Below are 26,037 nucleotides of genomic sequence, written 5' to 3' on the forward strand. Positions count from 1 at the left end.
ATTTTTCACCTCCTTTCAATTATCCTACTGTTTAGCCATAAGCTCCGTATATTTTGCTGCATCTTTTGCATCCATTTTTTCTAAAATAGCTGCTAATTTATCTGGCTTTAAATTCGTTAAAATCCGCAGTGCTTCTGTATCACTCATATTGATTAACACAGGTGCCGCAGCTTTCGGCGACATCTTATCAAATGTTGATAAAATATCGTTAAAGTCACGCTTCACATCATCTTGTTCACGATTTAGTTTTTCAATTTCAAATTGAAGCTGTTCCTTTTCTGTCAGCAGCTTCTCTTTTTCAGTTATTGTTGAATCTAATTTTTTTTGAAGCTGGGTAATCTCTGCTTCTTTTTCTTGTACCTCTGCCTGTAAACTCACTATTTTAGAGTCGTTATTAACGACAGCATCCTTTGCTTGTTGCTCTTCTGAGGGAATAAAAGGTAAACTACCAATTGCCTTTTTTCCTAAATCAAAGACATTTGTATTCATTAATGTTGCCACAACAAGCAAAACCGCTACTACAAACATAATCGGCAGTACAATCCAAGTAAAAAACTTAAGAAAGCCCCCAGATTTTTTCTTTGGTTGCTCTTCTACTAACTCTGTTGCTAATCGATTGTCTTTCTTTGCCATGAAATCACCTGATTTCTTTCTTGTTATACGTTTGTAATGAAATTTCATCTAAAAAAAGGCTTTCTATACGATCTTGCTCTTGTTGGAAATGCTTAAAATCCTTTTCTCTCATTTTTTCAAATTTACGTACTTCCAAGTTTTTTTCTAATAGTTTTTCTTCGTGCCAATTCATCTTTGCACGAGCTTGTATCACTTTCTGTTGTACATCTGCAATTGTTTTTTCGAGACTATCAATGAAACGACTATAATGATGAATTTCATCTATGGATGAACCAACCATTAAACGCTCCTGCTGAAATGCAATTAAATCTTCTTTCTTTTTTAGCAAGTCATATAATTTTGTTGCTATTTCTTCAAAAGAACGGACAGATTCCTTATAAGCCATTTCGGTTTCGTTTTTTTCTTGTTCGCGAATAGTTAACACTTTTTCAAAACGATACACATAACTGACCATCTATTTCGCACCACCGTTCGATAATGTTATTAACTCATTGACACTTTCTTCTAGTGTCACTTTATCTAAGTAACCCTGTTTAAGATAAGCAGTAATGAGCGGTTCATAATGAATTGCTTCATCAATTTCTTTAGAGGTTCCTCTTTTATAAGCACCAATATTGATCAAATCCTCTGATTTGTCGTAAGTATAATAGAGTTCTCTTAATCGTTCAGCAGCTTTCTTATGAGTTGGCTCTGCAACATGATTCATCAAACGACTCACACTTTTCAAGACGTTTATGGCTGGATATTGCCCCTTGTTGGCAAGATTTCGATCCAATACAATATGACCATCTAATATCCCTCGCACAGTATCCGCAATTGGTTCATTCATATCGTCACCATCTACTAAAACAGTATAGAATGCTGTTATAGAACCCTTTTCATTGGTGCCTGTACGTTCTAGTAATTTAGGCAATATCGCAAAAACAGAAGGCGTATAACCTTTTTGTGCTGGTGGTTCTCCTGTGGCAAGTCCAATTTCACGTTGTGCCATAGCCACACGTGTCACGGAATCCATCATCAGCATGACATTTAAGCCTCGATTTCTAAAATATTCGGCGATTGCTGTAGCTGTAAATGCCCCTTTAATCCGCATTAATGCTGGTTGATCAGATGTGGCTGCAACAACAATCGATCGACTTAAGCCCTCAGCACCCAAATCACGTTCGATGAATTCCCGAACCTCACGACCACGCTCACCTATTAGCGCAATAACATTCAAATCTGCTTGTGTATTTCTTGCGATCATACCAAGTAAAGTACTTTTACCTACCCCAGAACCAGCGAAAATACCAACACGTTGTCCATTTCCAACTGTTAGCATACCGTCAATAGCCTTGACTCCCACTTCAAGCCTTTCATTAATTGGTGGACGAGTTAGTGGGTTTGGTGGATCTTGTTCTGTAGGGACTGTCATGAGACCTTTAGGTAATAGAGTGCCATCAATTGGATTCCCCATAGAATCCAATACTTTGCCGATTAACTCAGGACCCACTTTTACTTCCAGTGGAGCTCCCGTTCCTTCAACAAGGCAGCCAATAGATATTTCACGTAAGGAGGTAAAAGGCATCAAGACGACTATTTCATCTTTAAAACCAACGACCTCTGCTAAAATAATCTGGTGACCATGATTTACAGTTTCCACATGAATTTTACAGACATCACCTATAGAACTATCTGGACCTTGCGACTCAATCATTAAGCCAACAACTCTAGTAACCCTACCGAACTTTTTAAAAGTTGGGATATGCGGAATTTGTTCAATTAATTGAGCCGCTTTCATCAAGATCATTCCTTACTCTCTAATATTTCATGTAACTTTAATCTGAGAGCATTTAATTGCTCATCGATGCTAACCATAATTCTTCCATGATTTGTTTCAATATAGCAATCTGTCTCATTATCCAAATCTTCATTAACAAAAATCATTAATGGTACGTCTATTGGGAACATTTCTGCTAATTCATCTCGGTTGGTCGTAATTAAAGCATAATAAGCTGGCGAAACATAAATTTTAATTTCCTTCATTTCTCTTGCTTCTTTTAGCCCTCTACGCACAATCGATACAAATAGTTCGTTATCCTGTTCTAACGAAGTACCAATAATTCTTTCTGCAGCAGTTAAACCTAACTCTAAAATTACCGCTTCTTGATCTTCAATATATTTTTGAGCATTTTCTTTCGCTAACATCATTATTTCGTTCGCTGTTTGAAGTGACTGAGCCATTGCTTCAGTGGCCTTATTCATACCATCTTCATAGCCTTGTCCAAATCCCTCATCATAAGCTTCTTGAACACGATTGGGTCTCTCTTCCTCCCAATTTAGCTTTAAATGTTCAATTTCTTGAAAGTGCCTATGCTTTTCCTGTTCAAACATCTCTCGTTCAGCTTGCAAAGCAGTTCTAGCTTCAGTAAGTAAACGATCTCGCTCTGCCACGACTTCATCCAACGTTAATTGATGCTGAGGAGGTCCTTCTTCTTGGTATTCTTCCATCGCTTCAAACATATCACGGATTTGTATTTCTTTGACATTATCGCTATCAGACTTAGTGTAAATAGAACGGATGATTCTAGACAATGACGTCATCTCCTCCACCACGAGCAATAATAATCTCTCCAGCATCCTCTAGACGACGAATAACAGCAACAATTCGAGATTGTGCCTCCTCTACGTCACGTAAACGTACAGGTCCCATAATTTCCATTTCTTCTTTAAATGTTTCAGCCATACGTTGTGACATATTGCGGAATATAATATCTTTTACCTCTTCACTTGATACCTTCATTGAAAGCAGTAAGTCTTCGTTTTCACAATCACGAATAACACGCTGAATGGAACGATTGTCGAGTGTAACAATATCCTCGAACACAAACATACGTTTTTTGATTTCCTCTGCAAGTTCTGGGTCTTGTATTTCCAGTGCATCGAGTATTGTTTTTTCTGTTTGTCGATCTACTCCATTTAAAACTTCAACAACTGCATCAATACCACCAGTTTCTGTATAATCCTGCGTAACGGTTGATGATAATTTACGTTCTAACACAGATTCAATTTCGCTAATCACTTCTGGTGAAGTCGATTCCATGACCGCTATACGTTTAGCAATGTCAGCTTGTACTTCCTGTGGTAAAGAAGATAAAATAACCCCCGCTTGCCCTGCCTCTAAATAAGAGAGGATTAGGGCAATTGTTTGAGGATGTTCATTTTGGATAAAGTTAAAAATTTGCGCTGGATCAGCTCTTCTAGCAAAATCAAACGGGCGTACTTGTAATGAAGATGTTAGTCGATTAATGATTGTTTGTGCTTGTTCTACGCCAAGTGCTTTTTCTAATACTGTTTTTGCATAGCCAATACCACCTTGTGTGATATAGTCCTGCGCGAGTGCAATATTGTGAAATTCTTCAATAATCTCTTCTTTTACATTTGATTCTACTTTTTTAACACTTGAAATTTCTAATGTTAAACGTTCAATTTCTTCCTCTGTTAAGTGCTTATAGACAGAAGCTGAAACTTCAGGCCCTAATGAAATTAACAAGAGAGCGGCCTTTTGTTTTCCGGTTAATTCTTTATCTTTCTTGGACACAGCCGAACCTCCTAGTTAGTCTTCAGCAATCCAACTACGCAGTAACTTTGCAAAATCGTCTGGCTTTTCTTTGGCCATTTTTTCTAGCTGCTTACGACGCATTGTAGCTTCCGTTTCAATTTCTTCATTAATATCTTCAACCATTAATTCTTCTTGTTCTTCTAGGATACTTAACTCTTCCTCTTCCTTCGCACGTTTACGTGAACGGATAATGAAGAATGCTAGTAATAAGATAACAGCTAACAAAATACCTCCGATAACCCAAACCCACCATGGAATGATTGGTTTTTCATCAGCTACCTCTGTTGCCTTACCGTATAATGGTTGTACAGATACCGCCACTTTTTCATCGATCTGCTCTTGAGTAAGTTCTGCTGCTACGTCTTTGGAAATTGTTGTACGTACAATTGTACTTAAAATTTTCTCAATATCTTCTCGAACACCGTCTGGTAATGACGCTGCGTCAGTTGCTGTCGGTGGTTCAACAATTACTTGTATCCCAATATCCTGAATTTTATAAGGAGCTTCTTGAATATCCTTACGTATACGGTTCACATCATTATTAATCGTTTCTTCCGTACGTTCGTAATCACCATTTCCTGCTGTACCTTCATTATAAGTTGTGAAGTTATCAGTAGTTGTTTCAGCTTCAGGTGTTCCAGCAGCGGCAGCTGCTCCTGTACCAGAATATTGCTCTGTAATTCGCTGAGCACTTATGGCAATACCTTCCATATTTTCTTCATCAACAGGTGTCACAAGATTTTCTTCTCGATTTTCTTTCTTGAAATCAATATCCGTTGTGACAGAAACCATTACTTTATCTTGTCCCATCAACGTTCCAAGCATATTTTGTACTTGACGTTGTAGATCTCGTTCTACCAATTTCTTCATTTGTAATTGGCCTTCAGCTGTTGTTGTGGAAGTACCATCAGCTGTTGCTGCATTCAGATCAAAGTACTCTGAAAATTGGTTAGAGATCACGATATTTTCAGTCTTTAAATTCGGAATACTTTTTGACACTAAATTGTACATTGTAGTTATTTGCTGTTCCGTAAATTTATAGCCAGGATCAGTATTTAAAACGATAGATGCTGTTGCCTCTCCTTGAACATCCGTTACGAATACACCTTCCTCAGGAACAGTAATCATCACTTTTGCATCTTTTACACCTTCCAGATTTTTGAAAAGTTTAGCAATTTCAGTTTCAGTAGCTGCTTTTTTTAATAGGTTAAATTCATTATCAGTCATACCAAATCCTGAACTATTAGCAAATGAGTAATCGATTGATCCTGTTTGTGGATATCCCTCTGAAGCTAATTGCACTAATAAGGAGTCAACTTGCTCTTCTGGCACTAAAATAGATGTTCCACCTGGAGCAATTTGATAGGTCACACCTTGGGAATCTAGCGCTTCCTTTACCTGTCCAATTTCCCGTGTTGATAAATCTTTATAAAGTGGAACATATGTAGTTTTGGAAGCAAAAAATGTCACAATTGCTGCTAGTGCGATTACAACTACCACGGAGCCAATCATAACTATTTTTTGCTTTTTACTTCGACTTGTCCAAAATTGACTGGTGTCGTTTTTTATTTTTGTCAATCGTTCATTCATTATGAATCCTCCGGTTATAGTGAATAACCTAGCCATCAATAATTTGCGAACATAATGAGCCACTCTGATTTGTGGTTGTTAATTTATATTGAAAAGAGGTTTCTTATCTTTACAATAAAATTAAACACTCATGCGCATTATTTCTTGGTAAGCTTCAATCACCTTATTGCGAACTTCAATTGTTGCGTTTAGGGTAATGCTTGCCTTTTGCGAAGCAATCATCACTTCATGCAACTCCACATCTTCACCTTTAATTAGCTTCTGAGTAAATTTATCAGAAGTTATTTGTTGATCATTTACTTTTGCAATTGCTTCTTTTAACGAGTTCGCGAAGCTTTGTTGCGCTTCATAAGGTGTAGCATTCAGTTTATTCGTGTTATTTACAACCTGAGTAGGTGTCATTAGCGAAATGGACGAAATGGCCATGTATGTATCTTCCTTTCTACTTAAATTTATTTACCAATCTCTAAAGCCTTTGTAAGCATGGATTTATTCGCATTAAATACAGTTATATTCGCCTCATAAGAACGAGTAGCCGACATTAAATCAACCATTTCTTTTAATGGATCGACGTTAGGCATGTTTACATAACCATCTGCATTCGCATCTGGATGAGTTGGGTCATATACAAGTTTGAAAGGTGTTTCTTGATCTTCTGAGATTCGAGTAATTTTCACACCATTACCAACACCACTTTTTGCATTTTTACCTAGTGCTATATTCAAAAAATTAGAAAATTGTCCTTCTTGAGCTGACAGCGTCACGGACTTACGTCGATATGGTTCCCATTCCCCATTCACTTGACGAGCGCGAGTTGTATCCATGTTAGCCATATTAGAAGAAATAACGTCCATACGTAAACGCTGCGCTGTTAATGCGGAGGCAGTGGTATTCATCCCATGAAAAATAGACATCTATTACTTACCTCCTTTAATAACAGTATTCAATGTGTTTAATTTCCCATTAACACGATCGATTAGAGCATTATAATAAATTTGATTCTCTGCTAATTTCGCTTGCTCAGCATCCATATCTACAGCATTGCCATTGTTTCTATATCGCAAGTTCTCAACAATATTGACACCTGGTGTAGATTGTCGAAACGTGAAATCATAATGTCTATTATCAGTGCGGTATGCAGAAATAGCTATGCTCTTCTGCTCTTCCAACATATCCTTAAAACTAACATTTTTCGCCTTATAATTAGGTGTATCGACATTCGCGATATTATTTGCGATTGTTTTATGATTTAAAGTGGCATAGGAAAGTCCATTTTCCAGGCTACTAATAGTTCCTCCAAATAAATTCAAAACTGTTCACCTCATTTTATTTAAAATCTATGTACTTGTTAATTTATCCAATAATACAATTGTAATTAAGATGATACCTAGTGTCTATTGTCTTTTGTCACTTTTTAATAGTCTATACGCCCTATTTTTTCTCCCTCTCAACCATGACAAAACTTCCCCATCCTTTGCGTCTCTAGGCTTCAGTAAAGATTAATAATCATCTAGTTATTTTACACCATTTCGACAGTGTTTACGATTTTATTGTGAAAAATGCCTTTTTATGAGGTTTATCGCCTTTTTTAATCCTTTTAAATAAAGGTCCCTTTTTACTAGTTTAATCACTATGGGAGTATTTTTTATACAGTGACTATAAGTTTATTCACCATTATTCAAAAGTAACATATCAGCATTTTTTATATGCTAATTGTAGTGACAAATTATCGAACATTTTTAGGATAAAAGCAACGAAATCCATGTTTTTATATTAATTCTCTAAAAAACAAATGCCCTAAAATTTCGAAAATACACAAAAAAGCGTCTATATTTACCATAGACACCATCATTGTTTTGAAAAACAATACATTTTATGAAAGATGAAAACGGCTTTCATTCCACACTACCTGCTTGCCACTATACTTCTCTCTCACTCAGTTTAAAGTACAAAACTACCGCTCTGTTTAAGGTCTCCCCTTTCTCACAGGGGAATCAATTAGCCTTCTACTCCACCGTTCTACATTAAAAGCAAAAATTACAATCACTAGTCTTAAAAGTCACTTTTCCTCATGTTCGACTAACGGATTCATTGTACGCTCCTCTTGATTGGACGATGACGAAACCTAAAGCACCCCTCACCTTTCTAAAAGGTCTTTTTCAATATTATCTTTTTCAACAACATAAAAAGCGTCTATGTTTACCATAGACGCTTTCATTAGCTTATTAAAAGAAGTATTTATTTCATTTTAATTTCTGCTAAAGCATTTAAGAATTTATCGTTTAGTACTTTAATATAAGTACCTTTCATACCTAAAGAACGAGATTCAATGACACCTGCTGATTCAAGTTTACGTAATGCATTTACGATCACCGAGCGTGTAATACCCACTCGATCAGCAATTTTAGAAGCAACTAGTAAGCCTTCATTACCATCAAGTTCTTCGAAAATGTGTTCAATTGCCTCTAACTCACTGTACGAAAGTGAATTAATAGCCATTTGCACGACAGCTTTGCTACGAGCTTCTTCTTCAATTTCTTCCGACTTTTCACGTAAAATTTCCATACCAACCACTGTTGCACCATACTCAGCTAAAATTAGATCATCATCTTCAAATTGTGAAGATAAACGAGCAAGGATTAATGTTCCTAAACGCTCACCACCACCAACGATTGGTACAATTGTTGTTAAAGCATTTTGGAATAAATCTTTATTTTCTACCGGGAAAGCAGTATGTTCATTATTAATATCTAAATTTGATGATGTTTCAGAGATCGTAAATAAGCTATGTGTATATTCTTCTGGGAACTGTCTCTCTTCGAACATTTTTTTCATACGTTCATTTTCAATTTGTTGGTGAATTGAAATACCTAATAATTTACCTTTACGACTTAAAATATAGACATTACTATCGATAATATCGCCTAATGTATCGGCCATTTCCTTAAAGTTTACTGGCTTACCAGCAGAAGCTTGAAGCATCGAGTTAATTTTACGTGTTTTTTCTAATAAATTCATTATATGTTCCTCCTATAAATAATCCGAAGAGTATTTACTAAATATTCTAAAGGTTTTTACTATTGAATGATACTAATCAGCTTTATCTTACAGTATAAACTGTGACAAATCTTTGTTTTTTACTATTCCCGCAAGTTTTTGATCCACATACGCCGCATTGATTGGGATACTGGCAGGCGCAATTTCAGATGCCTCAAACGATAGTTCTTCCAGTAAACGTTCTAATATCGTGTGTAAACGACGAGCTCCGATATTGTCTGTTTCCTGATTCACTTCAGTTGCTATCTCAGCAATTCGTTCAATAGCATCTGTCGTGAAATGAATTTCTACGCCTTCTGTCTCTAAAAGTGCTTTATATTGCAAAATTAATGATTGATCTGGTTCTTGTAAAATACGGACAAAATCCTGTTTTGTTAATTTTTCTAGCTCTACTCGAATTGGGAAACGGCCTTGTAACTCGGGAATTAGGTCTGATGGTTTTGACATATGAAATGCCCCAGCAGCAACAAACAGCATATAATCCGTTTTCACTGCACCATACTTTGTAGTAACCGTAGAACCTTCTACAATTGGTAAAATGTCACGTTGAACTCCTTCACGGGAGACATTCGCCGAAGTATTTCCTTCTTTACTAGCAATTTTATCGATTTCGTCAATAAAAATGATACCTGTTTGCTCAGCTCTTTTAATGGCTTCCTGTGCTACTTCATCAGCATCTATCAGCTTATTTGCTTCTTCTATTGTTAAAATACGACGCGCGTCTTTTACTTGCACACGGCGTTTCTTCTGTTTTTTAGGCATTAAACTAGAGAGCATATCCTGCATACCACTATTCGCAGACATATCCATCCCAGTTCCTTGTAACGCATCAAAAATGGATGGATTTTGTTCTGTTACCTCTACAGTAACCCACTCATTTTCTAACTTACCATTGCGTAAATCAATGGCAATTTGAGCACGCTTCGAGCGAACTTCTCCATCATCTGCTGATGAATCATCATTTGTTGGTTGTTCTTTCCCACCAAATAGCATTTCAAACGGATTTTGCATCGCCTGTTTTTTACGTAAAGAAGGCACCAAAAGTTTCACGATTGCTTCATTTGCTAATTCTTCTGCTTGTTCCTTGACAGACTCCATCATTTCTTCTTTAACTAGACGGTGAGAAGCTTCTACCAAGTCACGGACCATTGATTCAACATCTCTACCCACATAGCCTACTTCGGTAAACTTTGTCGCTTCAACTTTTACAAAAGGTGCATTAGTAAGCTTTGCAATCCTTCTCGCTATTTCTGTTTTGCCGACACCAGTTGGCCCAATCATCAAAATATTTTTCGGAATAACTTCAGCCTTCATATCTTCATTTAACAACGAACGACGATAGCGGTTTCGTAACGCAATAGCTACTGCTCGCTTAGCTTCATTCTGCCCAACAATGTAACGATCTAAATGCTCAGTAATTTGTCTTGGCGTTAAATTTTTTTGTGTCATTAGTTCAGCGCCTCCACGATAATATTATGATTTGTAAATACACAGATTTCAGCAGCTGTTTCTAATGCCGCTTCAGCTATTTCACGAGCAGTCATTGTTTCACCTGCATATTTTTTTAATGCTCTACCTGCAGACAATGCATAATTGCCTCCAGAGCCAATGGCCAAAATGCCATCATCAGGTTCAATCACTTCTCCTGTACCCGAAACGAGTAATAAAGTCGTTTTATCCATTACTAGTAGCATTGCTTCTAACTGGCGCAGCATTTTATCACCACGCCATTGTTTCGCTACCTCAACGGCTGCCCGTTGCAAATTACCGTTATACTCATTTAATTTGCCTTCAAACATTTCAAAAAGTGTAAAGGCATCAGCAACTGAACCTGCAAAACCAGCGAGGACCTGCCCATTAAACAGACGTCTGACCTTCCTTGCTGTACCCTTCATCACAACTGCATTTCCCAATGTTACTTGACCATCACCAGCCATAGCACAGCCTCCGTTATGATGAACCGCAAATATCGTTGTTGCATGAATTTGTCCCATCTGCCTTCCTCCTTAGCTCTATTATGCCCTTGGATGAGCATTCATATATGTTTGACGAAGATGCTCTTTTGTTACATGTGTGTAAACTTGTGTAGAAGATAAATGTGAGTGACCTAATAACTCCTGCACTGTCCGTAAATCTGCGCCATTATTCAATAAATGAGTAGCAAAAGTATGGCGAAGCATGTGTGGGTAAATTTTCGTATGGAGTGAGGCCTTATCAATCATTTCGTTTAAAATATGACGTACCCCTCTAGGAGTAAGTTCCCCACCACGCATATTGACAAACAACTGCAGATGATTCGTTTTTTTCATCAATCGTGGACGAGCTTGCTCTATGTAGTCCTGCATTGCTAAACTCGCAAATTGACCAAATGGAATGATTCGTTCTTTTCGACCTTTTCCCATTACTCGTATAATCGAATAATGAAAATCTACATCCTCTACTTGAATTGAAGTCAGTTCACTCACACGAATACCTGTTGCATATAACAGCTCTAATATAGCTATATTTCTTAATGATTTCAAATCATCACCAGTATTCGCATCAAATAACTGTTTCAATTCCTCTTCGTAGAAAAAATTAGGTAAACGTGATTCTTTTTTCGGATGATAAAGCGAACGAAATGCCCCGTCATCTAATCCGTACTGTCTATTTAGAAAGCGGAAAAAGGAGCGTATCGAGGAAATTTTCCTTGAAATAGAAGCCCTTGCCCTTTTCTCATCGTACAACTTTGTTACATAAAGACGTGCATGTATATATTCAACACTTGCTAAATCATCGATTCCCTCTGTTTGTAAAAAGGTTAAAAAATCTAGCAGGTCTGATTCATATTCTCGCACTGTATGAACAGAGAAGTTCTTTTCAACTTGGATGTAAAGCATGAACTGTTCGAGTGCATCTTGGGACGAAACTAACACAGAAAGATTCACCACCAATAATTTATTAATAATTTTCTTAAATGACTGACACTTGTAATATAACGGATATACAATCCTTTGTCATCTCTTACAAGTTTGTATCGTTTTCCTTATCATTAATAAACATACATATTGACACTAAACCTATCTTCATAATATAGCAAGTGTAAATAGTTATATTTTGAGAAAAACTCCATACAAAATAATAAAATACGTCTAATTAAGCATTTTGTCTACAAAAAGAAAAAGCCTCTAAGAGTATAACAACTTTTAGAGGCTTTTGGCAATTAAATTGTTTGTGAATTCACAAAATTTCGAATTGTGCTTATTGCGCGTGTTGCATGCATTTCCGCACGCTCTGGCTTAGAACGACGACCAGGTGGTAAGTCAGGGAAGATGCCGAAGTTTACATTCATAGGCTGGAAGTTTTTCGACTGTGCTTCTGTTATATAACGCGCCATGCTTCCTAATGCCGTTTCGAATGGGAAAATAATTGGCTCTTGTCCTAATGCTAAACGAGCTGCATTTATTCCTGCAATTAATCCACTACCTGCTGATTCAACATAGCCTTCCACACCAGTCATCTGACCTGCAAAGAAAATATTCTTTTGCTCACGAAGTTGATATGTTTTTTCTAAAACTTTCGGTGAATTAATGAAGGTGTTTCTGTGCATGACGCCATAGCGAACAATTTCTACATTCTCTAACCCAGGAATGAGCTGTAGCACTTCCTTTTGTGGCCCCCATTTTAAATGCGTTTGGAAGCCTACAATGTTGTAAAGCGTGCCTGCTGCATCGTCTTGACGAAGTTGAACAACTGCATATGGACGTTTTCCTGTTTTTGGATCCTCAAGACCTACTGGCTTCATCGGACCAAATAACATAGTTTTCTCTCCACGAGCTGCCATGACTTCAATTGGCATACAACCTTCAAAGTAAATTTCTTTTTCAAATTCCTTCAATGGTACAACTTCAGCTTCGATTAATGCTTGGCGGAAACGATCGAATTCTTCCTTTGTCATAGGACAGTTTAAATAAGCCGCTTCCCCTTTATCATAACGAGATTTTAAATAAACTTTATTCATATCAATACTATCTTTTTCGATAATAGGAGCTGCTGCATCGTAAAAGTATAAATAATCTAAACCCGTTAAACCTTGAATTTTTTCAGCTAAAGCTTTTGAAGTTAATGGTCCTGTTGCAATAACTGTAATACCTTCTGGAATTTCTGTGACTTCTTCATGAATAACCTCCACAAGTGGATGGTTTTTCACAGTTTCAGTTACATACCCTGCAAATTCGTGACGATCTACTGCTAAGGCACCTCCAGCAGGTACTGAACATTGGTCTGCTGCCTTTAAGATAACAGAATCTAACATACGCATTTCTTCTTTTATAACGCCTACAGCATTTGTTAACCCGTTTGCCCGCAATGAGTTAGAACAAACAAGCTCAGCAAATTTATCAGTATGGTGCGCTGGTGTCTGCTTTACTGGACGCATTTCATAAAGTTTAACTTTTATACCCCGCTTAGCAATTTGCCAAGCTGCCTCACTACCTGCCAGCCCTGCTCCAATTACATTTACTACTTGTTCAGTCATGTTTCTTACCATCTTCCTATCATTGAGTTGGTGCTTCTTCATAGTCACACTTCGTACATTGAATTTGCACACCTTTTTTTATCTTTTTCTCTACTAATAATGCACTACATTTTGGACATGGTCTATTAATCGGCTTGTCCCATGAGACAAATTCACATTCAGGATATTGATTGCAACCATAGAATAGACGCTTTGTTTTACTTTTTCGCTCCACAATCTCGCCCGTTTCACAGGAAGGACATTTCACACCAATAGGCTTCATAATCGCTTTTGTATTTCTACAATCCGGGAAATTAGAACAAGCCATAAATTTGCCATATCGTCCAAGCTTAAAGACCATTGGAGATCCACAAAGCTCGCAGTCTTCTCCTGCAGGCTCATCTTTAATGACAACCTTTTCCATAGCTTCATCCGCATGTTTTACATGGACTTCAAAGTCTTTGTAAAATTCCTCCACAACTTTTTTCCATTGTCGATTGCCTTCTTCAATATCATCTAAATCTTGTTCCATTTGTGCTGTGAATTCGATGTTTATGATATCTGGGAAAAATTCTAGTACGAGTTGGTGTACGATCTCTCCTAGCTCTGTTGGCATAAAGCGTTTAGCATCTAATACAACATAGCCACGGCGCTGAATTGTATCGAGGGTCGGTGCATATGTGGACGGGCGCCCAATTCCTAGTTCTTCCATTGTTTTAACAAGTCGCGCCTCAGAATAACGTGGTGGTGGCTGTGTAAAATGTTGTTTAGGCTCGATTTCAAGCGATTTTACTTGATCACCAATTTCCATCTCAGGTAAAAGTTTTGTCGTCTCTTCAGTTTGATCATCAGTACCTTCAATATATAGTTTCATAAAGCCTGCGAATTTAACTTGTGAGCCATTTGCACGGAATAAAACATCACCATTTTGAAGATCTACAGCTACAGTATCAAGTACTGCCGGTGCCATTTGACTCGCAATAAAGCGCTCCCAAATTAAGCGATATAAGCGTAACTGATCACGGCTAAGTACCGCCTTTAATTCATCTGGTGTCCGCATTGTACTTGTTGGACGTATTGCTTCGTGCGCATCCTGTGCATTTGAAGCTTTCTTTGTTTGTTTTATTTCTGTTGCAATGTATTCTTTTCCATATTTATCCTCAATGTACGTAACCGCTTCTGCTTTTGCCGTATCAGAAATACGTGTGGAATCGGTACGCATATAAGTAATTAACCCGACTGTCCCCTCTTTTTTTCCAATATCTATACCTTCGTATAATTGCTGAGCTAGCATCATGGTCTTCTTAGCACGGAAATTTAATTTTCGTGCAGCTTCTTGCTGTAAAGATGATGTTGTAAAGGCTGGTGCAGCATTACGCTTACGTTCCTTTTTCGTTACATTGACAACATCAAAGTTTGTTCCTTTAACATCTTTTAAGATTGCCTTTACTTGTGCTTCATTTGTTAATTTTATTTTGTCTTTACCATTTCCATAGTAAAGGGCATCAAATGATTTTTTTCCCTTTTCAAACGTTCCTTCAATTGTCCAATATTCTTCAGGTTGGAAGTTTTTAATTTCATTTTCACGATCAATGATCATGCGTAGTGCTACAGATTGTACCCGACCCGCTGATAAACCTTTTTTTACCTTTTTCCATAGAATTGGGCTAATGTTATAGCCAACAAGTCGATCCAATATACGTCTTGTTTGCTGCGCATCTACTAAATCCATGTTAATTGGACGTGGGTTTTTAAAAGACTCTATAATTGCATCTTTAGTAATTTCATTAAATACAACACGACAATCTGAGTGAATATCAATATTTAATGCAGTCGCAAGGTGCCAAGCAATTGCTTCTCCCTCGCGGTCTGGATCGGCCGCTAGATAAACTTTCTTTACTTTTTTAGCAGCAGACTTTAATTCCTGTAACACAGGTCCTTTACCACGTATCGTAATATATTTAGGCTCGAAATTATTTTCCGCGCTAACGCCCATCTGACTACGTGGAAGATCCCGTACGTGTCCAACCGACGCTTTCACTTTATATTTCTTTCCTAAATACCGTTCAATTGTTTTTGCTTTTGCTGGTGATTCTACAATCACTAAATAATCCGCCATCTATGTCTCCCCCTTAGCGAGGTCTATTACTAATTTTTTAAGTTACCTGTTGCAAAATGTATAACAGATTTTAAGATAATGCAACTTTTTTTCAATTTTTGTTAGAAAAGAGGTCTAATGTTTCAATGATTTGATGACCATTCACTATGGGAATTGCTCCTTCAAAAAGCAATTGATTTGTCCCTTTTGATTGCGTTGCGTCTATAGGTCCTGGCACCACAAACACATCTTTTCCTTGCTCTAATGCAAGCTCTGTTGTAATAAGCGTGCCACTTTTTAATGCCGCTTCTGTCACAACTAATGCTTGAGATAAACCACTAATGATTCGGTTACGCATTGGGAAATGCCATTTTTCAGGCTTCATATAAGGAGGATATTCTGTCATTAATAACTGGTGCTCTGCCATTTGCGTAGCAAGAATGCGGTTTTCTGATGGATAGAGATAATTAAAACCATGTCCAAGCACAGCTATTGTATGACCGCCCATATCGATAGTCGCCCTATGTGCCATTGTATCTGCACCTCTTGCAAGCCCACTAACAACCGTATAATCACGTTGAATAAGCGGCGGGACAATTAAGTCTATCGCTCTTTTTGAATACGCTGTCGCCTTCCTAGAGCCTATAATAGCTATCTGTTTTTTGTTTGTTAACAGGGAATATTGACCTTTCACATACAATACAGTAGGTGGACTTGATATTTCAAATAATTGCGCCGGGAAATAGGGATGATAAAACGGGATGGGGAATATATTAGCCCGTGCATAGGCCTCTTCAAGTGGTGTTGTCATAATTTGTCGAAAGCGCTGAGAAAGTTGATGTGCTTTTTGTGCCGATATTTGTAAAACTTTTGCGAGGTCGTCATAATGAATGTCTTCAAAAGAGCTTAAAATATTCACAGGGGACAACAATTGCTGAAGTTTCTGTAGTGGTAATGGGTACACATAATGTAAGGCTAGTAATCTCTGCGTATCTACTGCGAGAATCATTCAATAAACCTCCTTTTATAATAGAAGAAATTAAATGACCGCATGATAATTTTCAACACAACATTGCATTATTATTTATAACATCTGCCACAAAATTGTTGATTTCTTCATAAGTAAGTAGGTAATTGTTGAATGAAGTATGATAAACAGTGTATAAATAATGAAAAAGATGTAGCCGTAATGGCTACATCTTCCATTTTAATGGGTTTTACACTTTTCGTATAGCCCTTTTTCTTTAATTACTTTAATCAATGTTTCACCAATTACAGAAGGTGTTTCTGCAACTTCAATACCAGCTTCGTTCATTGCTTTAATTTTCTCAGCTGCTGTTCCTTTACCACCAGAAATGATAGCACCAGCGTGACCCATACGTTTGCCAGGAGGTGCAGTTTGTCCACCAATAAAGCCTACAACAGGTTTTGTCATATTTGCCTTAATCCATGCCGCTGCTTCTTCCTCAGCTGTACCACCGATTTCACCAATCATAACAACTGCGTATGTTTCTGGATCATTATTAAAGGCTTCAAGTACATCAATGAAGTTTGTACCGTTGACAGGGTCTCCACCAATACCTACTGCAGTTGTTTGACCAATTCCAGCTTGTGTTAATTGGTGTACTGCTTCATATGTTAATGTACCAGAACGAGAAACAACTCCTACATGGCCTTTTGTATGAATATAACCAGGCATGATACCAATTTTACATTCATCAGCTGTAATAACACCTGGACAGTTTGGACCTACTAGTCGAGTGTTTTTACCTTCCATATAACGTTTAACCTTAACCATATCAAGGACAGGAATATGCTCTGTGATACAGATTGTTAATTCTAATTCAGCATCAACAGCTTCTAAAATTGCATCTGCCGCAAATGGTGCAGGTACATAGATAACTGAAGTTGTAGCACCTGTTGCAGCTACAGCTTCTGCTACTGTATTGAAAACAGGAACTCCCTCGATTTCAAGTCCACCTTTACCTGGTGTTACACCTGCTACGATTTTAGTACCATACTCAAGCATTTGCTTCGTATGGAAAAGAGCTGTTTCGCCCGTAATCCCTTGTACAATTACCTTCGTATCTTTGTTAATAAATACAGCCATTGTTCTCCCTGCCTTCCTTAGCCTACTAGTCCCACAATTTTTTGTGCACCGTCAGCCATTGAATCCGCTGCAACGATGTTTAAACCAGATGCATTTAAAATTTCTTTTCCAAGTTCAACATTTGTACCTTCTAAGCGTACAACTAATGGCACAGCTAAACCAATCTCTTTAGCAGCCGTTACAACACCCTCAGCAATAATGTTACACTTCATAATTCCACCAAAGATGTTTACGAAAATGCCTTTTACGTTTGGATCAGAAAGGATAATTTTGAAAGCCTCTGTTACTTTTTCAGCTGTTGCACCGCCCCCTACATCTAGGAAGTTAGCAGGGCTTCCGCCATAATAACTAATTGTATCCATCGTTGCCATTGCAAGACCAGCACCGTTAACCATACAGCCAATATTTCCATCTAATGAAATATAGCTTAGGTCATATTTCGAAGCTTCGATTTCTTTTGCATCTTCTTCGTCAAAATCGCGTAATTCGACAATATCCTTATGTCGATATAATGCATTGGCATCAAAATTGAATTTAGCATCTAATGCTACTACTTCGCCTTGTCCAGTTACAACAAGTGGATTAATTTCTACAATTGATGCATCTTTGTCGATAAATGCTTGATATAAGCCTAACATTAATTTAACAGCTTTCCCTACAAGGTTTGCTGGAATATTCATATTAAACGCCATACGACGTGCTTGGAAGCTTGTTAATCCAACTACAGGATCTACAACTTCTTTGAAGATTTTTTCTGGATTTGTTTCTGCTACTTCTTCAATATCCATACCGCCTTCTTCAGATCCCATCACTGTTACACGAGATGTGGCACGGTCTAATACTAGACTTAAATAGTATTCTTTTTGGATATCAGAACCCTCTTCAATATACAAACGTTTTACTTCTTTTCCTTCTGGACCTGTTTGATGAGTCACTAAAATTTTTCCTAATAACTCTTTTGCGTATGTGCGCACCTCGTCAAGGTTTTTAGCGATTTTGACACCGCCTGCTTTACCGCGTCCACCTGCATGGATTTGCGCCTTGACTACTGTTACGTTTGAGCCAAGTTCCTTCGCTACTTTTACTGCTTCATCAGGGGAAAAAGCAACTTTTCCGTTTGGTACAGCTACACCATATTTTCTCAGAATCTCTTTCCCTTGATATTCATGGATATTCATAATACATCCTCCCATCAAACATTTGCATAGAATTGTTTTACTAACATAGACTATTCTAACGAAAGATTCTGATAAAGTCTACACTTTGTCTTTAGTTCGAATTTTCTCTCTTATTATGACGCTTTTTTCTATTTTGTGTACTAAAACAGCTTGTAAAAATAATCAGAATAATTCATTTTTTCTATATTTTTGCGCATGTTGCTGATCCAAACGATAAATAAATGCGAAAACTTCTGCTACTGCCTGATATAATTCTTCAGGAATAGACTCATTTAAATCTAATTGACCAAGTAACTGCACAAGGTTAGGATCCTCATAAATCGGCACATTATGCTCATTTGCTCTTGCCAAAATGTTCTCGGCAATTTTCCCTTTTCCCTTTGCTACAACAGTGGGACTATCAAATTGACCAAGCTTATACGTAAGCGCAATTGCCTCTTTTCGAGTAAGTTTTTCTTCGCTCATACGCGGATATCCACCCCACTCTGCTCCTCTCGCTGTTCTACTACAGGACCTACTTTTTCCGTTTGCCCTTTATCAAATTGTTTAATAAACACACCTGAAAGTTGATAATTTTTTTCAGCCAGTCCAATTTTTAAAGCAGCCTTCAACGGCTCAGCAAGTGATTGAATTTCCGAATTTTCATTAAAGACCGTTACTGTGACAACTCTATTTTGAACCTGCATATCAATCACTGTTTCTTGCATAGATGCCATTTGTAAATAAAATAATACGCGTGCATAGTTTGCATCAATTTTGCCATTATCTTTCATGCGACCATTCCATTGTAAGGTTGCATCCATCTTCTTGCCAAAAAATTCAAGTGGAACTTGCATGATGAGCTGATGTTGATGACCATTTTCTCCTGAAGATAACTGCATTCCATTCATACGCGTCATAAGCATCTCTGCCGCTTCCTTCATTTGAGGTGGTATATTAGTTTCCTGCAATAATGTATGGAGCTGTGGCTTTAGCTGATGCGCAATCATGTGTAAATCAGCCGACTTGTTTCCGAGTGTAGCCTCGTAGCTAATTCCTAAATTTTTCAACACCGTTTTAAGTGCATGTTCCATCGCTTTACTATCCATTGAATTTTGTACTAGTGCTTCTGCTTGTGTCACAACTTGCTGTATAAATGGTTGCGAAGAATCAATACTATTTTTCACCAGATTGCGCATGAGTGCCTCAGACTGTGAAGGAGAATTGGCCTCTTGTTTAAATAAGGATAACAAATGATCTTTCATCGAAAGTGTGTGGGCATCCTGTGTAAATAAACGATCAGCTGTATTTTGAGTAAAAGCTTTTAATAACTGATCCTGCATTTGTTTAGCAAAAACATCTAGCGTTTGTTTTGATACTGGTAGTTGATTAAAACGATCCACAAGCTGATTGATTTGCTGTTTTTGTCCATTCGTTAATAAATTTTGACTTTCGGTCCATGATTTAAGCTGTTCCACCAGTTGTCTAGCATTTTCTGGCTTTGTAGCAAGAATGGTTTGAATAACTTGACCAGCTTGCTGTATTGGCTGAAAGGCTTTTGCTTCATTCATTTTTGACCAGTTTTGCAATGTAGTCTGCTGGGGGAGAATCCCTGACTCTTTTAGCATTGATAAAGCTTGCATTTTTTCATTCATTGTCGCAGAACTATTCGTTAAACTTTGTAAAAGCCTTGCAAGCACTGCACTACCTGTTTCTACTTCAAAGGGCTTGGCAATCGCTTGTACTTGTTGCATTAAATTTTGCCTCAATGACTCAGATAGGGTTGTATCCTTCGCTAAAAGCTGAGCAAAGTTATCCATGATAGCGGTCATACCAGATGTCTTTTGACCACTCATCAATGCTTGAAACACATCGTTTATCATAGGCATTTTAAGCTCTATCATTTTTTGAATGGTTTGTAGAGCATCTACTTTTGATATACCCTCTGGCAATGCCTTTAACCACATTTCAGCTTGCAGCATTTGCTCTTTAGAAATGGGTAGCTGCGCTTTCATAAAATGCCCTAATAATTGCTGCATCTCTGCAGATTTTGGCAAATTCATGGATTCTAATAACTGATTAATTTGCTGACTCGGTGTAGATGCCTGCGCCATCGGTCCAGTCACTATTTTCAATTCCGTTTGTGGATTTGTCCCTGTTACCTGAAAGAAATGGGCATCCCCGGCTTTTAACGGCACTTCGAGTTTAGCTATAAATTTTTGATTACCTACTTGTATTTCTGCCATTTGATCTGGATATAATTGCTTAATTGTTCCATGAAATACTTGTCCTTGTTTTAAAGCAAGTGGTTGATTTGTCGAAGTCATTGCATTTTGCTGTATCTGAATTGGATTAAATGATGTGGCTGTCATATACATACTCCTTTCATCAATTACTCCTTCGTGTAATTGTCTACCGTTTTTTAACTTTATGAAAACATAGATTTTATTGGTTCAAATGATTTACGATGGTGAATAGTCGGTCCAAATTCTTCTAACGCTTCTAAATGTTGCTTAGTCCCATACCCTGCATGTTGCGCAAAGCCATACATTGGAAATTCCTCGTCTAATTGCTCCATATACTCATCCCGTGCCGTTTTAGCTAAAATGGATGCGGCTGCTATCGCTAAGCTCTTAGCATCTCCTTTTATAATCGAATCTTGAGGAATTGTAATAGGTAATGTCATAGCATCTACTAAAACAACATCCGGCTTCGTTGACAATGATTCAACACTTACCTTCATAGATTGTTTTGTTGCCTCATATATATTCAGTTCATCAATTTGTTGGGCAGATTGAAAATGAATAAAATAGCTTATGGCATGCTCTTTAACTAATTTAGCAAAGCCGTTTCGTTTATCCTTCGATAATTGCTTTGAGTCATTCAGACCAACAAGTGCCTCACAATTTGTTGGTAAAATTACTGCTGCCGTTACGACTGGCCCTGCTAGTGGTCCTCTTCCTGCTTCATCTACACCCGCAATAAATGTATCTGTTCCCCCATAGCTTAAATCGAATGTAACTTTTTTTTGATGCTCTTGCAGTAATTGATGTTTTTTATCTTGTCTCTTTTGCCAAGTTAGCCATGCCTTTTGTACACCTGCTCTTTCATCGGCTGCAACTTCTTTCATCCAATCTTGCCATTCCTCAGCAGCTTTCAATGCAGTTGTAATTTCCTTAATCGTTTTCATTGTGTACTCCTTCTTGCTTCTATTCATTCAAACTATATCATGTTCAGTTATTATGTAGTCTCTTTAACTTGAAAACTATTTTCCTCTCTATAGTCATTATCGGTTAAAAAATGTATTCCTAAAAGAAAAACTGTCACAAAAGAACGTGTGACAGTTTTAAATACTTATAATTGTTCAGTTTCCTTTTCTAACTGTTCATCCACAAAATCAAAGGTAAGTTTACCTAATTGTAATCCACGGATATCTCGAACAATTAGTTGAGCTACTTGATCATAATCTATTTCTCCACCAGGACCAAACACACGACGCAGCTTACCAATATGGTCAAAAGTATCCACTAACTCCTCATGGATAAACTCAAGACCGTAACGCTCTTCCATACGCTTTGGATAATGATTAGATAAGAAGCGTAATCCATAGACAGCTAGGTCTTCCATATTTGTAATAGTATCCTTAATAGCACCGGTTAAAGCTAATTTAAAGCCTACTTCTTGATCCTCAAACTTTGGCCATAAAATACCTGGTGTATCCAATAGTTCAAGCTCTTTACCAACTTTGATCCATTGCTGTGCCTTTGTCACACCTGGTGTATTGCCTGTTTTAGCGATATTTTTTTTCGCTAATCGATTTATCAATGTTGATTTTCCCACGTTTGGAATACCCACAATCATGGCACGAATAGCTCTAGGCTTCATTCCTCTTGCTTTCATGCGATCAAATTTTTCTTTTAAAATATCTTGTGCCGCTTTTGTGACTTGCTGTAAGCCCTTGCCCTCAAGTGAGTTAATGGCTACTGCTTTATGGCCACGCTTTGCAAAATACTCTACCCATTTCCGTGTTTCTTGTTCATCTGCCATATCCGCTTTATTTAAGATCAAAAGACGAGGTTTTTGGTTAATGACTTCGTCAATCATCGGATTACGTGAGGATAGCGGTAAACGTGCATCTATTAATTCAAAGATAATATCGACAAGCTTTAATTTTTCAGTTACTTCACGTCGGGCTTTAGCCATATGCCCTGGAAACCATTGTATCGTCACAGCTATACCTCCTAAACTAAAAGAAAAAGGGAGTGATTATGCTCTCCCTTTCTTACATTACTTTACAATTTTTATATCACTAAATGGCCAGAAAATCAGACTGGTATTACCGATAATTTCTTTTTGGTTAACAAGACCAATATGTCGACTGTCTTTACTATATCGACGATTATCTCCCATAACAAAGATATACCCCTCAGGAATGGTATTGCTATCCAAGGAAACATCAATGTCATTTAAGGTGAAATCTTCTGTTAAAGTTCCCTCTGTGATTTGCGCTTTATAGGCATCTAAATAGGGTTCTTCAATTGGCTCACCATTTATATACAATTGATCATCCTTATACTCTAATGTATCTCCTGGCAATCCAATTACACGCTTTATGTAATTTTTTTGTTCGGGTGCATGAAATACAACGATATCAAAACGTTTAGGCTCACCTATTTTATAACCAATTTTATTCACAATCATTCGGTCGCCATCTTCAAGGGTTGGCATCATGGACTCTCCATCAACTGCAATGGGTGTAAATAAAAAATATCGAATAACTGCAGCTATCGCAAATGCAATTAATAGTGCTTTTGTCCATTCCCATAATTCATTTTTTTCTTTCACTTGTTTTTCCATTGAGAATTGCCCCCTTGTCTAACACCATTTTAGATGATAGTGAATAAAGATGACAAGCAAAAAGAAAAGAGGCTTGAACACAAGCCCCTCACTTTTAAGTCATAATTATCGAATTTCTTTAATACGAGCAGCTTTACCACGTAGGTTACGTAGGTAGTAAAGTTTAGCACGACGTACTTTACCACGACGTACAACTTCTAAGTTAGCGATTTTTGGTGTGTGTACAGGGAATGTACGCTCAACACCTACACCGTAAGAAATTTTACGAACTGTGAAAGTTTCGCTAATTCCGCCACCACGACGTTTAATTACTACACCTTCGAAAATTTGGATACGTTCACGAGTACCCTCTACTACTTTCACGTGTACCTTAACAGTATCACCAGGACGGAAAGTTGGTAGATCAGAGCGAAGCTGAGATTTTGTAATTTCTGCAATAATGTTTGACATTGTTTTCTCTCCTTAGACAGATGCTCTTGCACGCAATCTATGCCACAGCGGAACACCGTAATTCAGTACTCCACATAGAAGTACAGATTAGATGTTATCATAAATAGATTCGGCAATCAAGCATCTAGACGATTGTTTTTTAGTTTTTCTAGATACAATTTTTGCTTGTCTGTTAATGGGTATTGCTCCAGTAAGTCAGGACGACGCTCAAAAGTTCTTTTCAGCGACTGTTCCTCTCGCCATTGCTCGATTTTAGCATGATTCCCCGATAATAAAACATCAGGTACCTTCATACCACGGAACTCCGCAGGACGTGTATAATGTGGATGCTCAAGGAGACCTGTTGAAAAAGAATCCTGAATATGAGAATCCTCTTGTCCTAAGACACCTGGTAACAATCTAACTACGCTATCAATAACAGTCATAGCGCCTAATTCTCCACCTGTTAAGACAAAATCGCCAATGGAAATCTCGTCTGTCACGAGATGCTGACGTATACGCTCATCATAGCCTTCATAATGACCACATAAGAACACTAACTCTGTCTCCTGCGCTAGCTCCTCTGCTTTTTTCTGCGTAAATCGTTCTCCCTGAGGACACATTAATATGATACGCGGCTGTTTCCCTGCAGTTATAGCCTCTACTGCACTAAACATTGGTTCAGGCTTTAATACCATACCTGCACCACCACCATATGGATAGTCGTCAACCTGATTATGCTTGTTCCCTGAAAATGTACGAATATCCGTTACCTCTAAATTTACAGCTCCCTTTTCTTGTGCCTTCTTTAAAATAGATGCACCAAAAACACCTGAAAACATATCAGGGAACAGGCTCAATACATGAATATTCATCATAATAAGCCTTCCATAACATGAATGACTATTTTTTTGTCCCTAACATCAATATCTTTCACGATATCTTCTATATAAGGGATATAGTGTTCTTTCTTAGTCCCTTTCACTACCCATACATCGTTTGCCCCTGTTTGCAGGATATCTGCTACTATACCGATTGTCTCGCCCTCTTCAGAAATAACTGTGCAGCCTATTATTTCATGGAAAAAGAACTCATTTTCTTCAAGAAGATCATCAGTCATTTGATCTTTTGTCACTTTCAGCATGCCTTCTTTAAATGGCTCAACCAAGTTGATATTGTTCATGCCTTCAAAAGTTAATAAAATAAAGTTTTTATGACGACGCATAGAGTCAATCGTTACCCAGGTTGGCTTCTTATCGTCTTTTTTAAAGGCAGCAAGCTTATTTCCTACTGCAAAACGCTCTTCTTCAAAGTCTGTTGTCGATAATACACGTACCTCACCACGAATACCGTGCGTATTGACAATTCGACCTACATTAAACCATTCCATTCTATTTCACCTCGTAAAAAACATGCTTATCTTCACAATGCATCTGGCTCATCCAAAAAAGGTTCCGTTCTTGCAGATGTGCTTTGGAAGAATGTAGTTTTAGCTAAGACTCATTTGTCTTGTCAACAATAATATAAGCAATATCCTTTATCTATACTCCTTATTTAAGCTTTAATTTCCACTTAAACAGAAGTTATAGCGATATGCTGATGTTAAAAAAAGATAAAAAAAGGAAGGAACCTACAAGCTCCCTCCTTTTTCGTCCAGATTTTACGCTTTATACTAAAAGGCCACTTTGAACTCCTAAGCGACATGTAAACACACCTATCAGGACTCACTAGTACTTGTTGCAAGAGCGTGAAAATCTTTTCTATTAATCCAATATATCGACGTAGGTCTTCTTTTGATGGTGACTACCTGCCGCTGAATAAACAATTGTACGAATCGCTTTTGCTACTCGCCCTTGCTTGCCTATGACTTTCCCTCTATCCTCTGGATGAACAAAAAGTTTATAAACAATTCGATTTGCATTTTCATCCGTCTCAATACGAACTTCTTCTGGATAATCGACTAACGGTAAAACGATTGCTTCAATCAGCTGCTTCAAAGACGTCGCCCCC

Annotated in this window: 27 protein-coding genes; all 27 read right to left on the reverse strand. The window is 37.6% G+C overall.

Annotated elements, in window-relative coordinates:
* Positions 1–24: 24 nt before the first annotated feature.
* A complete protein-coding gene (locus ACMGGO_RS17570) occupies positions 25–633 on the reverse strand; it encodes a MotE family protein (protein WP_009371153.1) in 609 nt (202 codons plus the stop codon).
* 4 nt (positions 634–637) lie between these two features.
* A complete protein-coding gene (fliJ, locus tag ACMGGO_RS17575) occupies positions 638–1,087 on the reverse strand; it encodes a flagellar export protein FliJ (RefSeq protein WP_048391613.1) in 450 nt (149 codons plus the stop codon).
* Positions 1,088–2,413, reverse strand: a complete 1,326-nt coding sequence (fliI, locus tag ACMGGO_RS17580; protein WP_066037836.1) for a flagellar protein export ATPase FliI — start codon at positions 2,411–2,413, stop codon at positions 1,088–1,090.
* Positions 2,414–2,418: 5 nt separating this feature from the next.
* Positions 2,419–3,207, reverse strand: a complete 789-nt coding sequence (fliH, locus tag ACMGGO_RS17585; protein ID WP_066037815.1) for a flagellar assembly protein FliH — start codon at positions 3,205–3,207, stop codon at positions 2,419–2,421.
* Positions 3,200–4,213, reverse strand: coding sequence for a flagellar motor switch protein FliG (fliG, locus tag ACMGGO_RS17590; protein WP_008180783.1), 1,014 nt, complete (start codon positions 4,211–4,213; stop codon positions 3,200–3,202). The genes fliH and fliG overlap by 8 nt, the downstream gene beginning before the upstream one ends.
* A gap of 15 nt (positions 4,214–4,228) precedes the next feature.
* Positions 4,229–5,824 (reverse strand): flagellar basal-body MS-ring/collar protein FliF, encoded by a 1,596-nt coding sequence (gene fliF, locus ACMGGO_RS17595; RefSeq protein ID WP_279494188.1) that lies wholly within the window; start codon positions 5,822–5,824, stop codon positions 4,229–4,231.
* Positions 5,825–5,944: 120 nt separating this feature from the next.
* The gene (fliE, locus tag ACMGGO_RS17600; RefSeq protein ID WP_004269303.1) at positions 5,945–6,250 is read right to left on the reverse strand and encodes a flagellar hook-basal body complex protein FliE; all 306 of its coding nucleotides are present in this window, start codon (positions 6,248–6,250) and stop codon (positions 5,945–5,947) included.
* A gap of 26 nt (positions 6,251–6,276) precedes the next feature.
* Positions 6,277–6,738 (reverse strand): flagellar basal body rod protein FlgC, encoded by a 462-nt coding sequence (flgC, locus tag ACMGGO_RS17605; RefSeq protein ID WP_054550512.1) that lies wholly within the window; start codon positions 6,736–6,738, stop codon positions 6,277–6,279.
* Between the two features lie 3 nt (positions 6,739–6,741).
* Positions 6,742–7,134, reverse strand: coding sequence for a flagellar basal body rod protein FlgB (gene flgB, locus ACMGGO_RS17610; protein ID WP_048391621.1), 393 nt, complete (start codon positions 7,132–7,134; stop codon positions 6,742–6,744).
* Between the two features lie 928 nt (positions 7,135–8,062).
* Positions 8,063–8,842, reverse strand: a complete 780-nt coding sequence (gene codY, locus ACMGGO_RS17615; protein WP_004229266.1) for a GTP-sensing pleiotropic transcriptional regulator CodY — start codon at positions 8,840–8,842, stop codon at positions 8,063–8,065.
* A gap of 87 nt (positions 8,843–8,929) precedes the next feature.
* A complete protein-coding gene (gene hslU, locus ACMGGO_RS17620; RefSeq protein ID WP_048391623.1) occupies positions 8,930–10,330 on the reverse strand; it encodes an ATP-dependent protease ATPase subunit HslU in 1,401 nt (466 codons plus the stop codon).
* A complete protein-coding gene (gene hslV / locus ACMGGO_RS17625; protein ID WP_004229270.1) occupies positions 10,330–10,875 on the reverse strand; it encodes an ATP-dependent protease subunit HslV in 546 nt (181 codons plus the stop codon). Before hslV ends, hslU begins: the two co-directional genes overlap by 1 nt.
* 21 nt (positions 10,876–10,896) lie before the next feature.
* The gene (xerC, locus tag ACMGGO_RS17630; RefSeq protein WP_004229272.1) at positions 10,897–11,796 is read right to left on the reverse strand and encodes a tyrosine recombinase XerC; all 900 of its coding nucleotides are present in this window, start codon (positions 11,794–11,796) and stop codon (positions 10,897–10,899) included.
* Between the two features lie 287 nt (positions 11,797–12,083).
* Positions 12,084–13,397, reverse strand: coding sequence for an FADH(2)-oxidizing methylenetetrahydrofolate--tRNA-(uracil(54)-C(5))-methyltransferase TrmFO (gene trmFO, locus ACMGGO_RS17635; protein WP_016994086.1), 1,314 nt, complete (start codon positions 13,395–13,397; stop codon positions 12,084–12,086).
* A 19-nt stretch (positions 13,398–13,416) separates the two neighbouring features.
* Positions 13,417–15,495: a type I DNA topoisomerase gene (gene topA / locus ACMGGO_RS17640; protein ID WP_279494181.1), complete on the reverse strand. Its 2,079-nt coding sequence runs from the start codon at positions 15,493–15,495 to the stop codon at positions 13,417–13,419.
* A 91-nt stretch (positions 15,496–15,586) separates the two neighbouring features.
* A complete protein-coding gene (gene dprA, locus ACMGGO_RS17645) occupies positions 15,587–16,483 on the reverse strand; it encodes a DNA-processing protein DprA (protein ID WP_279494180.1) in 897 nt (298 codons plus the stop codon).
* Between the two features lie 198 nt (positions 16,484–16,681).
* Positions 16,682–17,584: a succinate--CoA ligase subunit alpha gene (sucD, locus tag ACMGGO_RS17650; RefSeq protein WP_004229280.1), complete on the reverse strand. Its 903-nt coding sequence runs from the start codon at positions 17,582–17,584 to the stop codon at positions 16,682–16,684.
* Between the two features lie 17 nt (positions 17,585–17,601).
* Entirely contained in the window at positions 17,602–18,762 is a 1,161-nt protein-coding gene (gene sucC / locus ACMGGO_RS17655; protein ID WP_036080495.1) for an ADP-forming succinate--CoA ligase subunit beta, read from the reverse strand.
* A gap of 162 nt (positions 18,763–18,924) precedes the next feature.
* On the reverse strand, positions 18,925–19,227 hold the full coding sequence (locus ACMGGO_RS17660; protein WP_048391628.1) for an EscU/YscU/HrcU family type III secretion system export apparatus switch protein: 303 nt from the start codon (positions 19,225–19,227) through the stop codon (positions 18,925–18,927).
* Positions 19,224–21,113, reverse strand: a complete 1,890-nt coding sequence (locus ACMGGO_RS17665) for a hypothetical protein (protein WP_374805828.1) — start codon at positions 21,111–21,113, stop codon at positions 19,224–19,226. The genes ACMGGO_RS17660 and ACMGGO_RS17665 overlap by 4 nt, the downstream gene beginning before the upstream one ends.
* 56 nt (positions 21,114–21,169) lie before the next feature.
* Entirely contained in the window at positions 21,170–21,931 is a 762-nt protein-coding gene (locus ACMGGO_RS17670; protein WP_054550509.1) for a ribonuclease HII, read from the reverse strand.
* A 164-nt stretch (positions 21,932–22,095) separates the two neighbouring features.
* Positions 22,096–22,971 (reverse strand): ribosome biogenesis GTPase YlqF, encoded by an 876-nt coding sequence (gene ylqF, locus ACMGGO_RS17675; RefSeq protein WP_048391635.1) that lies wholly within the window; start codon positions 22,969–22,971, stop codon positions 22,096–22,098.
* 57 nt (positions 22,972–23,028) lie between these two features.
* Complete coding sequence (gene lepB, locus ACMGGO_RS17680; protein WP_048391637.1) at positions 23,029–23,598, reverse strand: signal peptidase I; 570 nt, start codon at positions 23,596–23,598, stop codon at positions 23,029–23,031.
* Positions 23,599–23,703: 105 nt separating this feature from the next.
* Positions 23,704–24,048 (reverse strand): 50S ribosomal protein L19, encoded by a 345-nt coding sequence (gene rplS, locus ACMGGO_RS17685; RefSeq protein WP_004269407.1) that lies wholly within the window; start codon positions 24,046–24,048, stop codon positions 23,704–23,706.
* A 116-nt stretch (positions 24,049–24,164) separates the two neighbouring features.
* Positions 24,165–24,902 carry a tRNA (guanosine(37)-N1)-methyltransferase TrmD gene (gene trmD, locus ACMGGO_RS17690; protein ID WP_066037837.1) on the reverse strand — a complete coding sequence of 246 codons (738 nt, stop codon included), beginning with the start codon at positions 24,900–24,902 and terminating at the stop codon, positions 24,165–24,167.
* Positions 24,902–25,417, reverse strand: a complete 516-nt coding sequence (gene rimM, locus ACMGGO_RS17695) for a ribosome maturation factor RimM (RefSeq protein WP_054550508.1) — start codon at positions 25,415–25,417, stop codon at positions 24,902–24,904. The genes trmD and rimM overlap by 1 nt, the downstream gene beginning before the upstream one ends.
* 373 nt (positions 25,418–25,790) lie before the next feature.
* On the reverse strand, positions 25,791–26,024 hold the full coding sequence (locus ACMGGO_RS17700) for a KH domain-containing protein (RefSeq protein WP_004269410.1): 234 nt from the start codon (positions 26,022–26,024) through the stop codon (positions 25,791–25,793).
* Positions 26,025–26,037 lie beyond the last annotated feature (13 nt).

Origin of the sequence: Lysinibacillus sp. BNK-21 (assembly GCF_048684915.1) — a bacterium.
Taxonomy (GTDB): domain Bacteria; phylum Bacillota; class Bacilli; order Bacillales_A; family Planococcaceae; genus Lysinibacillus; species Lysinibacillus capsici.

What these genes read in the sequence shown, in the direction of transcription:
- flgC (WP_054550512.1), bottom strand. Translation starts at nt 6,738, where the DNA reads ATGTCTATTTTTCATGGGATGAATACCACTGCCTCCGCATTAACAGCG.
- hslU (WP_048391623.1), bottom strand. Translation starts at nt 10,330, where the DNA reads ATGACACAAAAAAATTTAACGCCAAGACAAATTACTGAGCATTTAGAT.
- codY (WP_004229266.1), bottom strand. Translation starts at nt 8,842, where the DNA reads ATGAATTTATTAGAAAAAACACGTAAAATTAACTCGATGCTTCAAGCT.
- rimM (WP_054550508.1), bottom strand. Translation starts at nt 25,417, where the DNA reads ATGGAATGGTTTAATGTAGGTCGAATTGTCAATACGCACGGTATTCGT.
- fliF (WP_279494188.1), bottom strand. Translation starts at nt 5,824, where the DNA reads ATGAATGAACGATTGACAAAAATAAAAAACGACACCAGTCAATTTTGG.
- fliE (WP_004269303.1), bottom strand. Translation starts at nt 6,250, where the DNA reads ATGGCCATTTCGTCCATTTCGCTAATGACACCTACTCAGGTTGTAAAT.
- sucD (WP_004229280.1), bottom strand. Translation starts at nt 17,584, where the DNA reads ATGGCTGTATTTATTAACAAAGATACGAAGGTAATTGTACAAGGGATT.
- trmFO (WP_016994086.1), bottom strand. Translation starts at nt 13,397, where the DNA reads ATGACTGAACAAGTAGTAAATGTAATTGGAGCAGGGCTGGCAGGTAGT.
- ACMGGO_RS17570 (WP_009371153.1), bottom strand. Translation starts at nt 633, where the DNA reads ATGGCAAAGAAAGACAATCGATTAGCAACAGAGTTAGTAGAAGAGCAA.
- ACMGGO_RS17665 (WP_374805828.1), bottom strand. Translation starts at nt 21,113, where the DNA reads ATGACAGCCACATCATTTAATCCAATTCAGATACAGCAAAATGCAATG.
- hslV (WP_004229270.1), bottom strand. Translation starts at nt 10,875, where the DNA reads ATGGGACAAATTCATGCAACAACGATATTTGCGGTTCATCATAACGGA.
- fliI (WP_066037836.1), bottom strand. Translation starts at nt 2,413, where the DNA reads ATGAAAGCGGCTCAATTAATTGAACAAATTCCGCATATCCCAACTTTT.
- rplS (WP_004269407.1), bottom strand. Translation starts at nt 24,048, where the DNA reads ATGTCAAACATTATTGCAGAAATTACAAAATCTCAGCTTCGCTCTGAT.
- topA (WP_279494181.1), bottom strand. Translation starts at nt 15,495, where the DNA reads ATGGCGGATTATTTAGTGATTGTAGAATCACCAGCAAAAGCAAAAACA.
- dprA (WP_279494180.1), bottom strand. Translation starts at nt 16,483, where the DNA reads ATGATTCTCGCAGTAGATACGCAGAGATTACTAGCCTTACATTATGTG.
- lepB (WP_048391637.1), bottom strand. Translation starts at nt 23,598, where the DNA reads ATGGAAAAACAAGTGAAAGAAAAAAATGAATTATGGGAATGGACAAAA.
- fliJ (WP_048391613.1), bottom strand. Translation starts at nt 1,087, where the DNA reads ATGGTCAGTTATGTGTATCGTTTTGAAAAAGTGTTAACTATTCGCGAA.
- ACMGGO_RS17670 (WP_054550509.1), bottom strand. Translation starts at nt 21,931, where the DNA reads ATGAAAACGATTAAGGAAATTACAACTGCATTGAAAGCTGCTGAGGAA.
- ACMGGO_RS17660 (WP_048391628.1), bottom strand. Translation starts at nt 19,227, where the DNA reads ATGAGCGAAGAAAAACTTACTCGAAAAGAGGCAATTGCGCTTACGTAT.
- trmD (WP_066037837.1), bottom strand. Translation starts at nt 24,902, where the DNA reads ATGAATATTCATGTATTGAGCCTGTTCCCTGATATGTTTTCAGGTGTT.
- sucC (WP_036080495.1), bottom strand. Translation starts at nt 18,762, where the DNA reads ATGAATATCCATGAATATCAAGGGAAAGAGATTCTGAGAAAATATGGT.